Annotated in this window: 11 protein-coding genes; 5 read left to right on the top strand and 6 right to left on the bottom strand. The window is 44.4% G+C overall.

The window, feature by feature from the left end; translation table 11 throughout:
* Positions 1-87: 87 nt before the first annotated feature.
* Positions 88-783: a GNAT family N-acetyltransferase gene (locus EPX21_RS13630; RefSeq protein ID WP_134090250.1), complete on the bottom strand. Its 696-nt coding sequence runs from the start codon at positions 781-783 to the stop codon at positions 88-90.
* Between EPX21_RS13630 and EPX21_RS13625 the strand changes: the two genes are divergently transcribed.
* Complete coding sequence (locus EPX21_RS13625) at positions 771-1,094, top strand: hypothetical protein (RefSeq protein ID WP_166670766.1); 324 nt, start codon at positions 771-773, stop codon at positions 1,092-1,094. The two genes, EPX21_RS13630 and EPX21_RS13625, sit on opposite strands and share 13 nt — an antisense overlap.
* Before the next feature lie 261 nt (positions 1,095-1,355).
* On the opposite strand, the gene EPX21_RS13620 is transcribed toward EPX21_RS13625, so the two are convergent.
* From EPX21_RS13620 to EPX21_RS13600, 5 genes are all read right to left on the bottom strand, one after another.
* The gene (locus EPX21_RS13620) at positions 1,356-3,053 is read right to left on the bottom strand and encodes a sodium/solute symporter (protein WP_134090248.1); all 1,698 of its coding nucleotides are present in this window, start codon (positions 3,051-3,053) and stop codon (positions 1,356-1,358) included.
* A gap of 27 nt (positions 3,054-3,080) precedes the next feature.
* Positions 3,081-4,580: an L-arabinose isomerase gene (araA, locus tag EPX21_RS13615; RefSeq protein WP_134090247.1), complete on the bottom strand. Its 1,500-nt coding sequence runs from the start codon at positions 4,578-4,580 to the stop codon at positions 3,081-3,083.
* A 143-nt stretch (positions 4,581-4,723) separates the two neighbouring features.
* A complete protein-coding gene (locus tag EPX21_RS13610) occupies positions 4,724-5,425 on the bottom strand; it encodes an L-ribulose-5-phosphate 4-epimerase (protein WP_134090246.1) in 702 nt (233 codons plus the stop codon).
* Positions 5,426-5,446: 21 nt separating this feature from the next.
* Positions 5,447-7,123, bottom strand: a complete 1,677-nt coding sequence (locus EPX21_RS13605; RefSeq protein WP_134090245.1) for a ribulokinase — start codon at positions 7,121-7,123, stop codon at positions 5,447-5,449.
* Positions 7,124-7,277: 154 nt separating this feature from the next.
* A complete protein-coding gene (locus EPX21_RS13600; RefSeq protein ID WP_134090244.1) occupies positions 7,278-7,970 on the bottom strand; it encodes an NUDIX domain-containing protein in 693 nt (230 codons plus the stop codon).
* 723 nt (positions 7,971-8,693) lie between these two features.
* Here EPX21_RS13600 and EPX21_RS13595 point away from each other — a divergent pair.
* Genes EPX21_RS13595 through EPX21_RS13580 form a run of 4 tightly spaced genes read left to right on the top strand, consistent with a single transcriptional unit; the run spans position 8,694 to position 15,395 of the window.
* The gene (locus EPX21_RS13595) at positions 8,694-10,238 is read left to right on the top strand and encodes an alpha-N-arabinofuranosidase (protein WP_134090243.1); all 1,545 of its coding nucleotides are present in this window, start codon (positions 8,694-8,696) and stop codon (positions 10,236-10,238) included.
* A 26-nt stretch (positions 10,239-10,264) separates the two neighbouring features.
* Positions 10,265-12,238 (top strand): alpha-L-arabinofuranosidase C-terminal domain-containing protein, encoded by a 1,974-nt coding sequence (locus tag EPX21_RS13590; RefSeq protein ID WP_134090242.1) that lies wholly within the window; start codon positions 10,265-10,267, stop codon positions 12,236-12,238.
* 50 nt (positions 12,239-12,288) lie between these two features.
* A complete protein-coding gene (locus tag EPX21_RS13585) occupies positions 12,289-13,440 on the top strand; it encodes an aldose epimerase family protein (RefSeq protein WP_134090241.1) in 1,152 nt (383 codons plus the stop codon).
* A gap of 5 nt (positions 13,441-13,445) precedes the next feature.
* Entirely contained in the window at positions 13,446-15,395 is a 1,950-nt protein-coding gene (locus EPX21_RS13580; RefSeq protein ID WP_134090240.1) for a glycoside hydrolase family 97 protein, read from the top strand.
* Positions 15,396-15,454 lie beyond the last annotated feature (59 nt).

Raw genomic sequence — 15,454 nt, 5'->3', positions numbered from 1 at the left:
ATGGAGCTATTTATGCCAAAGTAACACTTCTTAACATGATGCTTTTCCTTGTATTCATTTTTAAAGTTTCAAACTAACGATTATTAATTAGTCATAGGCGAGAAACAAAGTCGCAATCATCTTGCTTCTTCTTCTCAAACTAAGTTCAATGCGTTTTAATAAGGAGTGCTTTTTTTGCATTTGTTTTAAGCGTTCCTTCGCTTTGTTTTTTTGTTCGATTTTTTGTCGGAGTTCTTTTTCTTTTTCAACGGGATCCCATAGCATCGCGGTGCACATACAGTTTTTACGATCTTTGCTCATTAAAATATCGTAATTTACACAACTTTGGCAACCTTTCCAAAATTCTTCATCTTGTGTGAGTTCCGAATAGGGAACAGGCTCATAGCCGAGGTCCGAGTTTATTTTCATGACCGCAAAGCCGGTCGTTAAGCCAAATATTTTTGCTTTTGGATACTTTTCGCGAGAGAGCTCAAAAATCCGTTTTTTAATAGCCTTTGCTAAACCCTCTTTTCTGAAAGTCGGATTAACAATAAGTCCCGAATTCGCTACATATTCTCCATGGCTCCAAGTCTCGATATAGCAAAAGCCAGCCCAGGTACCGTCTTTGTGAAGCGCTATAACCGCTTTCCCTTCCAGCATCTTATTGGCAATGTACGCCGGTTTTCGACGCGCAATACCGGTACCACGAGCTTTGGCAGACTCTGCCATTTCGTCGCAAATCTGTTCCGCATATCCGATATGCGATTCGTTTGCAGGAATAACAACAAAATTTGAAGTATTCATTGAATGAGCATTCCCCAAGTGAACAAAACAATAAAACACATGTTTTGCTCTACCGTTTGATTTTAATTACGTTTTTGTTAATTGTTTTTGATGGATACGATAACCGGACCCGCTATCGTATTTTTTGTGGAGTGGGTATGCCCTCGAAATCAAGCCCGGGGCATAATGGGTCGTCGGACTCTCAAAACAAGTTTATTGCTGATGGCTTTCATGCATGGGGCTACCAGGGCGCTTCCGGGAATGGAAGGCTTGGTAAAACTGCTATGCAAATCAGCGATGTTCATCTTGCTAAAGAATCTTCCTTGTTTTAATTAATGCTTGCAAATGTAGAAAATAAATATGGGTTTATGCAACAAATATTGTTTAAAATTAGTAATATTTTATTAAATGTCTTGAAGTTTTGCATTATGGTAAGTATCGCACTCACGAACAACGTATCACTTGGCCCTTCGTCTCCAGGTTCCTCTTTTTGACAGGATGTAACGAAAACAAGATTTTGATGCCCTATGAACGAGCCAAGTGATACGATGAAATGAATTTCCTGACAGAAATCGGTCTAACTGCTTTCAGGGCTACCAGAAACGTACGTATAATGCACTAACCAATAACAAGGTCAGCACAATCATAACCATTACCGAAGGCTCTACTTTAAACATTTTAGTGTCCAGAACAAATGCTTTAGGGTTAATTTTTGGTCCAGCCAAGCTGACAGCAATCATGGCAATAACCGTAAAAAAGAACGATAGTCCCATACAGATTTGAAAAGGTATTTCATAACCGCCGCGGCCATTTGGATAGGCGGTGTAGAGTAAAGTGTCGTTTCCAAACCAGGCGGGTGCGTAATTATTGAAAACCACCGACAAAGCGAAGCCCATAATAAGTCCGATAATGGCGGCAGCCCCTGTTGTTCGTTTCCAAAACATGCCTAACAGGAACATGGCCAGTACGCCGGGACTGATAAAGCCGGTATACTTCTGGATGAAAGTGAAGCCACCTTCCCCACCTATGCCAAGCATGTCATCCCATGTAAACAGAATGGAAGCGGCAATAGCGACGATTACCGTAGTTTTTCCCACATTGACCAGATTTCTTTCGGAGGCATCTTTCTTTATGTATTTTTTATAGATGTCCATAGTGAAGATGGTAGCTATACTATTTGCTTTTCCGGCTAGCGAGGCTACGATGGCTGCTGTTAAGGCCGCTAAAGATAAGCCCTTCATGCCATCGGGCAGAAAGCCTAAGATAGCGGAATATGCATTATCCGGGTTGAAATGTCCTCCGGGCGCCATCTCTTGCTGCAAAGCGCCATTTTTGTAAAGGACATAAGCGGCGATACCCGGAAGCATTACAATCACGGGCATAAAAAGCTTTAGAAAGCCGGCAAAGAGAATGCCTGTACGTGCCGTTTTTAAATCGGCTCCCAGCGCGCGTTGCGTGATGTACTGATTGCAGCCCCAGTAGTTTAAATTGACGATCCATATACCGGCCAAATACATACCTAAACCGGGCAACATTAAGTACTTATTGATTTCCTCCTGCGACGAGGAGGCCGTCGGCTTTTCGATAATCATTTTAAAGTGCTCCGGTGAATCTTTCATAAGTTGGGAAAAGCCTGCTAGTACGTCCTTGCCTAAACCAAAATGCTCGCTTACAAGCGTAAGCGCTACATAGGTGGTGGCTACGCCACCGATAATAAGCACCAATACCTGAATAACATCGGTAAAGCCGATGACGCGCATGCCGCCTAACGTGATTATGATCGCAAAGACCGAAAGGGCCAATACAATAGCATGAAAGCTTCCTCCGCCCGCTAAATTGTTAATGGCCAAGGCGCCCAAAAAGAGAATGGAAGTGAGATTCACAAAGATGTATAGAAACAGCCAGAATACCGCCATAATGAGACTGGTCGTCTCATTATACCGATTGTTCAGGAATTGCGGCATGGTGAATATCTTGTTTTTCAGATACACCGGGATGAACCATACAGCCACAATAATGAGCGCTAAGGCGGCAATCCACTCATAAGCCGCTACGGCAATACCAACCGTAAAGCCATTGCCGCTCATACCGATAAACTGTTCTGCCGATATATTGGACGCAATGAGGGAGGCTCCAATAGCCCACCATGTTAAAGACCCTTCGGCTAAGAAGTAATCTTTGCTACTGGCACTCACATTACTTTTTTTGCGATAAATCCAGTATCCATATCCCGCTACTACCACAAAGTAAACAAGGAATATGATGTAGTCAATCTGTGCAAATTTTTCCATATTGGAATAAAAAATTAAGCCCCGCTTTTATTGTTGAATTTGGTAAAACACTTCGCTCCACTTTAATTGGTTTTCGAATTGATCTAGTTTCGTCGTTTCGTCGATCTTAACAAACTCAATACCCGCAATGCGTGCAAAATCTTCGAGGTATTCGCTGCTGAGGTTTTGGCTATAGACGGTATGGTGCGCGCCACCTGCATAAATCCAAGCGGTACAGGCTGTTTTCATATCCGGCAGCGGTTTCCACAGAACCCGTGCAACGGGCAGTTTCGGTAGCTCATTTTGGACATCAACGCCTTCTACCGTATTGGCGATGAGGCGGAACCTATTACCCATATCTACCAGAGACGCATTGAGCGCGCTGCCTCCTGCCGCATTAAATACAAGCCGTGCAGGATCGGCCTTGCCTCCAATGCCCAAGGGATGAACCTCTAAACGGGGTTTATCTTTTGCTAAGGAGGCATCTACTTCAAGCATGTGCGATCCCAATACCATCGAATTATCGGGGTCAAAATGATAGGTATAGTCTTCCATAAATGCATTTGCGCCAGGTAAGCCTGCAGCCATCACTTTGCATGCGCGTACCAATGCCGGCGTCTTCCAGTCGCCTTCTCCTGCAAAACCATAGCCTTGTTGCATAAGGCGTTGAACTGCGATGCCCGGGAGCTGCACCATGCCATGTAAATCTTCAAAACTGTCGGTAAAGCCTTTATAGCCGCCGGCTTCAAGGAAATTTTTTAGGCCGATCTCAATTTTCGCCGCGTCTAACACATGTTGCCGTTGGGCACCGCCTTCCTGCGCGTTCTCTGCCAAGATGTATTCCGTTTCATATTCCTTCACCAGCGCTGTGATCTCCTCGTCGCTCACTTTATCTATTTCCGCAACCAGATCTCCGATAGCATAGGTGTTAACAGAGAAGCCAAATTTGATTTCGGCTTCGACCTTGTCCCCGTCGGTTACTGCCACGTACCGCATGTTGTCGCCAAACCGTACGAATTTTGCTCCCTGCCAATCGTGCCAGGCGGCAGCCGCTCTTGCCCAAATGTTGATCTTATCGGCCACTTCCTCATCTTGCCAGAAGCCGGTCACAACTTTCCGGTTGATGCGCATCCGCGATACGATAAAACCAAATTCACGGTCGCCATGAGCACTTTGGTTAAGGTTCATGAAGTCCATGTCTATTTGATCCCACGGGATATCCCGATTAAATTGGGTATGTAGGTGCAGCAGTGGTTTTTTTAGCGCATTCAATCCTCGGATCCACATTTTTGCAGGTGAGAAAGTGTGCATCCAAGTAATAATTCCGATGCAGTTGCTATTCTTATTGGCCTCAGCAATCGTATTATAAATTTCTTCTGTATTTTTAACAAGTGGCTTATAGACGATGTTGACAGGAATCCGGTGATGATTGTTTAAATATTCAGCGATCTTCTTCGCATGATCAGCCGCCTGTGCAAGTGTTTCTGGTCCGTATAAATCTTGACTGCCGGTAATAAACCAGACATCAAAGGTTTTTAAATTTAGCATATTCGTTGTTCGTTATTTGTTATTCGTTGTCCGTTGTTGGCTGCCCGTTGCCAGTGTTCCTAAGCCTTACATCTTATGTAGGCATTAGGCTCCCTACACCCTACCTTTTAACCTTAAGCCTTACAGCTTATCCCCTTATCCCCTTATTGTTGTCCGTAATAGGAATTCGGCCCGTGCTTTCTTTCAAAATGCTTATTAATCAAAGAATCTTTCAAGCGTGGCGCATTGGGATTAATTTGTTCGGTGAATAGGGCCATTTGCGCTACAGTTTCCAGCACAGCACTGTTATATACCGCCTTTTCGGCCGTTTTTCCCCAAGTAAAGGGTGCATGATTTCCTACCAATATCATTTCAACCTCTTTGTAATCCAATCCTTTCTCCTTAAAATGGTTCAGAATCTGAAAGCCGGTTTCGTATTCATAATTTCCTTTGATCATGTGATCTTCCATGGGTGGAGCACAAGGGATATCCGTGGTGAGGTGATCGGCATGCGTCGTGCCGTATATAGGGATGTCGCGTTGGCTTTGTGCCCAAGCGGTGGCATAGGTCGAATGGGTGTGTACGATTCCTCCGATACCTTCCCAATGTTTGTAGAGTACGGCGTGTGTTTTTGTATCCGAAGAGGGTCTTAAATCGCCTTCAACCGGGTTTCCTTCCAAGTCTACAATGACCATGTTGGCTGGACTTAGCTCTTCATAGGGGACACCGCTGGGCTTAATGGCAAAAACGCCTTTGGAGCGGTCGACAACGCTGACATTGCCAAAAGTAAACAATACGAGACCTAGCTTGGGAAGTGCCATGTTGCCCTCGTATGCCGCTTCCCTTATATCTTGATAGTTAGTCATAATCTGTTAAGCAGTATAAGTTTATGTGTTTTCTTTCTGGGTTAGATGTTCTTCAAGGAAGGCCCCCATTTTCGTATAGTGCTCATAACGCTGTTTGTAGATGCCAACCCTTTGCGGATTGGGATGATACTCTGTATCAAAGCCTTGCCCCATAGCGGTCATTGCCTCTTCTACGTTGGCATAAATACCCGCCGCGGTAGCTGCAAACATGGCTGCACCAATGGCGCAGGTCTGTTCCGATCGATGGATTTTTATTGGCATATCCATTACATCCGCCATCATCTGCATAATGAAAGGCGCCTTTTTGGCTACTCCACCCATACCGATCAGCCCTTTAACGGGGATGCCCTGCTCGTTAAATCGATCGACAATCTTCTTAGCGCCGAAACAAGTTGCTTCAACCAAAGCCCTGAAAAGCTGTACAGCATCGGTACCTAAGTTTAAGCCAAAGAAGGCGCCCTTAAGTGCCTGATTGGCATCAGGGGTTCTTCTGCCGTTTAACCAATCGATCGCCAGCTCTTGCTGTACTGTGGGTTCGATCTTCTCGGCAAGGCGGCTTAACTGAGGTATGATCTGTTGCTCAATTTGCTGTTCCAAGTTGGTAAACGCGGGGTCGTCCGTTGTGGGAAGAAGATTCTTTAAAGGCCACATTAAGAGATTTTTAAACCAAGCGTATGCATCGCCAAAGGCAGACTGCCCCGCTTCCATACCCAGCATGCCGGGGATAACCGAGCCGTCTACCTGACCGCAAATACCGCCCACCAAGGTGTCCTTGACCTCATTCGTCGGCGCAACCAGCATGTCGCAAGTGGAGGTACCCATCACTTTGCTCAAATAGTATGGTTCGATCTGTCCGCCCACCGCACCCATATGTGCATCAAAAGCGCCTATACCGATGACAACCGATGTGTTTAGTCCCAGTCTTTCTGCCCACTTTTCACATAAAAGACCGGCCTTTTTATCAGCGGTATAAGTTTCCGACGAAATGTTGCCGGTAAAGCCGTCTAAGAGTGGATCAATGGCAGTAAAGAAATCGTTCGGGGGATATCCACCGAAAGACGCATTCCAAAGCGATTTGTGACCTGCGGAACAGACGCCGCGTTTTAGCGTTAAGGCATCCCTACCGCCTGTTAATAGAAAAGGGATCCAGTCGCAATGCTCCACCCAAGTGAAGAGGTGCTTGGCGACTTCTTTGTCTGTTCGCAGGATGTGGAGTAATTTTGCCCAAAACCATTCCGAAGAGTAGATGCCACCCACATATTGCAAATAATTTATGTCAAATTTCTTGGCCGTGTTATTAATCTCTTCTGCTTCACGAACGGCGGTATGGTCTTTCCAAAGTACAAACATGGCATTTGGATTCTCCTGGAAAGTCGGAAGCAGCGCCAAAGGTGTGCCCGTTTTATCAACCGCGACAGGCGTAGAACCGGTTGTATCTACAGAAATAGCTTTCACTTTTGATGCCACCTCCTGCCCGCTCTGTTGCAGGCAGTCTTTAATAGTCGCCTCGAGGCCTTCTATATAGTCTAATGGGTGTTGTCTGAATTGGTTAACGGAAGGATTGCAGTATAAACCCTTTTTCCACCGGGGGTAGTAATAGATCGACGAAGCGATCTCTTGTCCATTATGGGCGTCGACTAGTACGGAGCGAACAGAATCGGTTCCGTAATCTACCCCTATAACATATGCATTGTCCATATACTAAAGCGTTCAATTTGTTATTCCGAGAATTGCAGTGCTGTAAGTTTTTTACTATTAATTGGTCAGTCTGTCAATCTCCTTTGTGTTTCGTGTCAAATTAACATTTATTTTTTTAGATAAAAAAATATTATCGAAAAAATGTGGACTGAAACTAAGGGTTTGGTATAAAGTTTAAAAAAGAGCTTATCTTGTCTTTATAGGTCTCCTTATTGAGTTTGTAGTAAAATGCCCCCTTTTTCGAATTCTCTTTGTCTTTATCCTTTTGGCGAACCAGCAGGCCTGTAGACAGAAGTTTTCTGTTGAAGTTGCGCTTATCTAGCACAATATCGTAAACACCTTCATAGAGAGTCAGTATTTGTGGGATCGTGAATTTTTCGGGCAGCAGTTCAAAAAGTATCGGATGCAGGGCAGCCTTATAACGAAGCTTTTGCTTGGCGTGTTCTACCATGCTGTTGTGATCAAAAATCAGTTTAGGTATTCCCTCTAGCGGCATCCATTCCGCTCGGTATTCCTTGCTTAATTGATCTTTATATTTTCTAATATCGATCAGCGCATAATAGGTAATGCTGATCGTCCTTTCAGTCGGATCGCGATCTGGTTTGCCGAAAACCTCCATCTGTTCCATATATACGTTTTCTAAGCCCGTTAATTGCTTCAGAACGCGCGCCGCAGCCTCTTCCGGTGCTTCATTGGGTTCTACGAATCCGCCCATTAAACTCCATTTGTTTTTTTCCGGTTCGAAACCTCGTTGGATAAGGAGCAGTTTAAGGCTTTCGCCGTCAAAGCCGAAAATAATACAGTCTACGGCCACTAGTAAACGGGTTTGTTTTGAGTACTTCGTCATAATTCAAAGGTAATTAGCTCGGCATCTGTCCTTTGTGTAAAACAGTTATATCGTCGATTTTTGTCTGCAAAAAGTCAATCCTTTATTGGGCAAATATGTCTTTTGTGTATCAGCAAAGACTATCGCTATAAATATAGACAAATTCTTTGTGCTTTATCACATGTTCTCAGCTACAATGTTACATTATCGACAGCCGTTTGAACGGCTCAAAGATATAAAAAAATGTTTTTGTGACACTTTTCTAATTGGTATTGGAGAGCGTTTTGGTTCAGCGGGAGCTCCTCATGGCGGCTTGCATTGTCGGGTGGCTTATTTTGTTAAGCTTGACTGCCAGGAAAGTTCGTACAGTCTTCTAGGATAATAAGTGTTGCAAAATCAAATAAAACTGGAATGAACTGATATAAAACTTCAATTTTATCGATAATAAACCGTAATTTTTACGTAAATCTACCGTATTTTTTACGGTTAAAAAACGGTAAATTTACGATAAAGAAACGATAAAATTCGGGAGGAAACCCAATTCATTACATTTTTTATCTGTATTCTAGTAGTAGTTTTGTCTGGAAAAGGGGGCTGGTTTTTTATAACTGGGTTCGTATGCTGTTATATCGGATCAAAGAAAGACAGAAATACTTAAATGTTATTTTTACATTTATTGTTTATTTAATATCTTTAGCACATTATTGACGCCAATTATTGAATACAACAACCCGTTTTAAACGTATGTACAGAAAATCAATCATCGTAACCTTCCTGTTGGCAGGCTCTTTTATTGGAACTTGGGCACAGAATGTAATAAAACTTGTTCCAGGGCCAGACACCATTACCATTAGCAGGCACATTTATGGTCATTTTGCAGAACATCTCGGCCGCTGCATTTACGACGGTATTTATGTAGGAGAAGACAATGGAACGATACCGCATACCAATGGGGTTCGCAACGATGTAATCGAAGCGTTGAAAAAGCTCCATATACCGAACCTTCGTTGGCCTGGCGGATGCTTTGCAGATACGTACCATTGGAAAGATGGCATTGGACCGAAAGGGAAGCGCCCGAGCATAGTGAATACTTGGTGGGGTGGTGTGACGGAAAATAACAGTTTTGGTACGCATGATTTCCTGAACATGTGCGAATTATTGGAAACCGAACCCTACTTGGCAGGTAATGTAGGAAGTGGTGAAGTACAGGAGCTGGCCGACTGGGTACAGTATGTCAATTTTGATGGTAAGAGCCCTATGTCTGATCTACGCAGAGAAAATGGCAGAGATAAACCTTGGAAGGTCAGATTTTGGGGAGTGGGGAATGAGGCATGGGGTTGCGGGGGCAACATGACCCCAGATTATTATGCGGATATCTACCGTAAATATGCAACCTTCATGTCTGATTGGACCAATAGCGGTGGACTGTTCCGTATTGCTTCGGGGGCTAATAGTGCCGACTATAATTGGACGGAAACCTTAATGAAGCGAATTCCAAAGAGTTTAGTGAAAGGAATAGCCTTGCATCATTACGCCGTTATTGATTGGAGCAAAAAAGGCTCTGCTACGATGTATTCCGATGAACAATATTTTAAAACGATGAAGTCGGCGTGGTTTATGAATGAGCTCGTTGAAAAGCATAGCTCCATCATGGATAAATATGATCCGAAAAAAGAAATTGCATTGGTGGTGGACGAATGGGGTGGTTGGTACGAGGTAGAGCCCGGAACCAACCCCGGCTTTCTCTATCAGCAAAATACCATGCGTGATGCCATGATAGCTGGTATGACGCTTAATATATTTAATAACCATGCTGAACGGGTAAGAATGGCTAATTTGGCACAAACCGTCAATGTCTTACAGGCTGTTATTTTGACCGAGGGAGATAAAATGTTGGTGACGCCGACCTATCACGTGATGGAAATGTACAAGGTGCACCAAGATGCTACCTTGATCCCGCTTGAAGTTAGCAGTCAGAGCCTTTCATTTAGCGGAGAATCCATTCCCGCAGTTTCTGCTTCAGCCTCTACTGCAAAAGATGGAAAAACACATATTTCACTGGTAAACATCGATCCAAAAAATCAGCAAGAAATTACGGTGAACTTAAGCGATAAAAAATACAAAAATTTAAGTGGTCGATTGCTTACTTCGGCTAAGCTAAGGGATTTTAATTCTTTCGATAAGCCAGATTTTATTAAACCGGAAGCCTTTAAAGGAGCGGAACTTAAAAATAACGAAATCTCAGTGACACTGCCGCCCTTTTCCGTGGCCGTATTAGAGTTGAATTAAAGAGATATAAGGTTAAACGATACCATATGTTTATTCGCAGCAAATTACTAGGAGCCCTTATTTTGAGTTGTGCGCTCAGCTTAAGCGGCCAAGAAAAAAAATCTTTTATCGTCGATGTTTCTCAACCGGTAGCTGAGGTTTCTCCAAATATGTGGGGGGTATTTTTTGAAGACATTAATTTGGGAGCTGATGGCGGCATCTATGCCGAACTTGTAAAAAACAGGTCCTTCGAGTTTGCCGATCCTTTTATGGGCTGGAAAAGACTGGGCAAAAATATTAGTGAAGGAACATTCTTGGTGTTAAGCCGGAAAGATAAACCCAACAATCCCCGCTTTTTAAGGGTCAGCAGCAGTTCGGTGCCTGATAAAGTGGGCTTACAGAATGAAGGCTTTCGAGGGATGGGGGTGAAGCAAGGGCTGCACTATGATTTCAGTATACTTTACAGGCAAGATGCGCCCGGAATTACACTGCATATGCAGCTGGTGGATACCGCTGGTGTGGTAATCGGCGAAAGTACACTCAAACCATCACAAACGGGAACAGCATGGCAGAAACAACAGGTCCGTTTTCGTGCCACTAAAACGGAACCGAAGGCAAAATTGGTCATCTGGTTCGAAGGCAAGGGTACGTTGGACGTGGATATGATCTCTCTCTTTCCAGAAGACACCTGGAAGAAAAGGCCCGGAGGCCTGCGGGCCGATATGGTGCAATTGCTAGCGGATATGAAGCCTGGTTTTATACGTTTTCCGGGAGGATGTATCGTGGAGGGGCGCGAATTAGCCACGCGCTTTCAGTGGAAAAAAACGGTCGGGCCGATCGAAGATCGTCAATTGATCGTTAACCGGTGGAATACTGAATTTAAACATCGCTCAACGCCCGACTACTATCAAACTTTCGGTTTGGGCTTTTTTGAATATTTTCAGCTGGCCGAAGACATAGGCGCTGAACCGCTGCCGATATTAAATTGTGGCATGGCCTGTCAATATAATACGGCCGAGTTAGTCCCTTTAGAGGACTTGGATGAATATGTACAAGATGCATTGGACTTAATAGCGTTTGCAAATGGCGATCTACACACAAAATGGGGTAAGTTGCGTGCGGAGATGGGGCATCCAGCACCCTTTAATTTAAAGATGTTGGGCGTGGGAAACGAAAATTGGGGGCCACAGTACATCGAACGATTGGAAGTGTTCAAAAAAGCTTTAAATGAGAAGCACCCGGATATTAAGATCGTCGCTAGCTCCGGTACGGATCCTGAAGGCGAGCGTTTCGACTTTCTCGATAAAGAGCTTCGGCGATTGAAAGTCGATTTTATTGACGAACATTATTATCGCAGTCCGGAGTGGTTCCTCAGCCATGCTAACCGCTACGATGATTACGATCGCAAAGGGCCAAAAATTTTCGCAGGCGAATATGCGGCACATACCGACCGAACGGCGGGCACCGGTAACAAAAACAGCTGGAAAGCAGCGATCGCAGAAGCAGCCTTTCTCACCGGCCTGGAGCGAAATGCTGAGGTGGTAAAAATGGCATCTTATGCGCCTTTATTTGCACATGTAGATGGTTGGCAGTGGACGCCGGATCTCATTTGGGTAGACAATTTACAGGCTTATGGTACGCCGAATTATCAAGTGCAGAAGCTGTACTCGACTAATAAAGGCACAAAGGTAATTCCCATCCATATGGGAGATGAAGTGCCTAGCGGGCAGGATGGGATATATGCGTCGGCCGTATTGGATGACAAAGCAAACGAAGTAATTGTTAAGGTGGTCAATCATAATAGTCACCCTGTTGAGGGTAATTTCAGCATACAGACAAAAGGCCGACTAACAAAAGAAGTGGAACATATCTTGTTAGCAGCCGGACTTGAAGAAGAGAATTCTATCCAAGAACCGAATAAGGTCCGTCCAAGCACAGAACAACTGATACTAAAAGGCAAATCCATACAGACCGATTTATCACCGTATTCTTTTCATATCTTCAAAATCAAGATGCGGTGAAATTTTTATATTAATGGAGGCATTTAATGAACACCAATCAATTAAAACATATGACGAACAAAATAATTTACATGGCTACCTTAGCGGCGGCACTTTTAAATACTGCTTGCAATCAAAGTTCTCAACAAAGTGCTGAGAAGGCAGATACAGTTCAAACCGATTCAGCTTCGGGTTTTAGTGCGCAGATCGATGGGCAGGAGGCGAAGCTGTATACCCTTACAAACGGCAAAGCAAAAGCAACTGTTACCAATTACGGCGCGCGTCTTGTCAGCCTATCGGTCCCTAATAAAGAGGGCGGTGAAACGGATGTGGTGTTGGGATACGACAAGGCGGAAACCTATAAAGCAAATAAAGGGACTTTCTATGGTGCCATTGTTGGGCGTTACGGTAATCGCATCGCAAAAGGACAGTTTACATTAGACGGTAAAACCTATCAATTGGAGAAAAACGATGGCGAGAATTCACTGCACGGTGGAAATAATGGGGTATATGATAAAGTATGGAATGCCGAACAGGTGGATGAAAAAACACTGAAACTGACTTATCACGCTGCAGATGGCGAAGCCGGCTATCCCGGTAACGTTGATATGACGGTTGTTTATACCTTGAATGACGATACTGGTTTAGCGATCGATTATAACGCAACGACCGATATGACAACCGTTTTGAATTTGACAAACCATGCTTATTTTAATTTAAACGGCGAAGGTGATTCCACTATTTTAGATCACGAATTAACCATTAATGCCGACAAAATTACGCCGGTAGATGAAACGCTGATTCCAACCGGCAAATTCATGGAGGTTACCGGCACGCCATTCGATTTCAGAAAGGCTACGCTGATCGGCGAGCGTATTAACGCCAATGATGAGCAAATGAAGCGCGGAAAGGGTTATGATCATAATTTCGTGTTGAACAAAAAGGCGGGTTTGGAATCGGCTGCCATAGTCTACAGCCCAAAAACGGGCATTCAGATGGAGGTGCTGACGGAAGAGCCCGGAATACAGTTTTATAGCGGTAATTTTATGGAAGGCGGACAGCACCTTGGCAAAGGAGGCAAAGATTATGGATACCGTTCAGCCTTCTGTTTAGAGACGCAGCACTTTCCCGACTCGCCAAATCAGCCTGCTTTTCCTTCTACTGTATTAAAGCCGGGGGATACTTATCAAACCAAAACGATCTATAAATTTTCAGTTAGATAATGACGATGGCGCAGCGCAAACCAAAGTCTAAGTGGGTAAAGCTAGGTATACTTTTTGTCAGCTCCCTGCTTCACTGGGCTTGTACTTCCAGTTCAAATGCTGTATTGAAAAGTCCCGATGGAAGCCTTTCCCTGACATATCAATTAGACGATAAGGGGCAGCTATGGTACCAGCTTAGTAGAAATGATACAATCGTATTGGATTCTTCACAACTTGGGGCGGTGCTTAGTGAGGCAGATTTTAGTGAAAAACTAAAGCTGACATCCGACTCTTTATACGAAGGAATTAGCGATGACTATGTGATGCTCAACGCAAAGAGAAAACAAAATCACTATAGAGCCAATGGCTTGGTTTTGAAGTTGCAGAATGAAGCAGGGCGACGCTGTGATATCATCTTTCAATTAGCGAACGATGGCTTGGCTTTCCGTTATTTTTTTGCCGATATAGGAAGATCAACAAAGGTGGAAAAAGAGCTGACGAGTTATCATTTACCCGCTGGGTCGAAGGCTTGGTTACAACCCGTGGCAATAGCTAAGTCCGGCTGGGAACAGACAAATCCTTCCTACGAAGAGCACTATGAGCAGGATATTCCGGTAGGAACGCCAGAGAAAACCGGCACGGGTTGGGTATATCCTTCCCTGTTTAAAAGCGGGAACAGTTGGCTGTTAATCACAGAAGCTGCCTTAGACAGTTCGTATTGTGCTACGCGATTGGCAGCGCAGTCGCCCGGCGGGATTTATCGAGTAGCATTTCCCGATTCGAAAGAAGAGATTACAAAAGATGGGGTGCTTCCGCATTCCGATAAGCCTTTTTATTCTCCTTGGAGAGTCGTGACAGTCGGCGGTTTATCAACCTTAGTAGAATCCACCTTAGGCACCGATGTGGCCTCTCCAGCAAAAGGCGAAATCCCTGCTTTCGTTAAACCCGGTAAGGCGGCTTGGAGCTGGATCAATTCGAAAGATGATTTTATTACCTATGATGAACAAAAGCGGTATATCGACTTTGCCGCACAAATGAAATGGCAGTATTGCTTGATCGATGTGAATTGGGACGACAAGATAGGCTATGATAAAATTGCGGAACTGGCACGGTATGCTGATCAAAAGGGGGTCGGACTGATTTTGTGGTATAACTCGGCGGGGGATTGGAATACAGTGAAGTATACGCCGAAAGGCAAGTTATTGACGCATAGCGATCGAATCAGGGAGTTTGACCGTCTAAAGCAAATGGGTGTTAAAGGCATCAAAGTCGACTTTTTCGGCGGTGATGGTCAGTCCGTGATCAAATATTATCAGGATATCCTGGACGATGCGGCGGATTACCAATTATTGGTGAACTTTCACGGCGCGACCCTGCCGCGGGGATGGGCCAGAACCTACCCGCACTTGATGACCGCCGAAGCCGTTCGTGGCTTTGAGATGGTTACCTTCGGACAGGAAGATGCGGATAAGGAAGCGACGCATGCCGCTATGCTTCCATTTACCCGGAACGCCTTTGATCCCATGGATTTTACACCGATGAATCTCTATAAGATACAAAGCCATGTGCAACGCAAAACAACCAGTGCTTTTGAGTTGGCTACCAGTGTGTTATTTCTTTCCGGAATACAGCATTATGCGGAGTCCCCAAGTGGAATGGCACATATAGCTGAAGGTGTTCAGGATTTGCTGCGAACATTGCCCGATAGTTGGGATGATATCAAGTTTATTGAGGGCTATCCGGGCAAATACGTGGTTGTCGCACGTAAATCGGGTGAAAGCTGGTATGTAGCAGGCATCAACGGAGAGGAGCAGGCCAAGGAGCTCAAACTCAGGCTCTCATTTGTTGAAGGAAAGCAAGGAGAGCTATTTGCAGATGAGCAGGACGGAACGGGCATTTCACAGCAAACGATTACTGCAACGAACGAGGTTGCGGTGTCTATGAAGGCCAGTGGGGGCTTCCTAATGAAATTTTAGACATAAATTATTGCTAAATGCTTAAGCGCTACCTGATGTTTCAACTCATTATATTCTCC

It is taken from the genome of Olivibacter sp. XZL3, assembly GCF_004368405.1.
In the GTDB taxonomy this organism is placed as follows: domain Bacteria; phylum Bacteroidota; class Bacteroidia; order Sphingobacteriales; family Sphingobacteriaceae; genus Olivibacter.
This window is presented reverse-complemented; position numbering and strand designations above follow the sequence as displayed.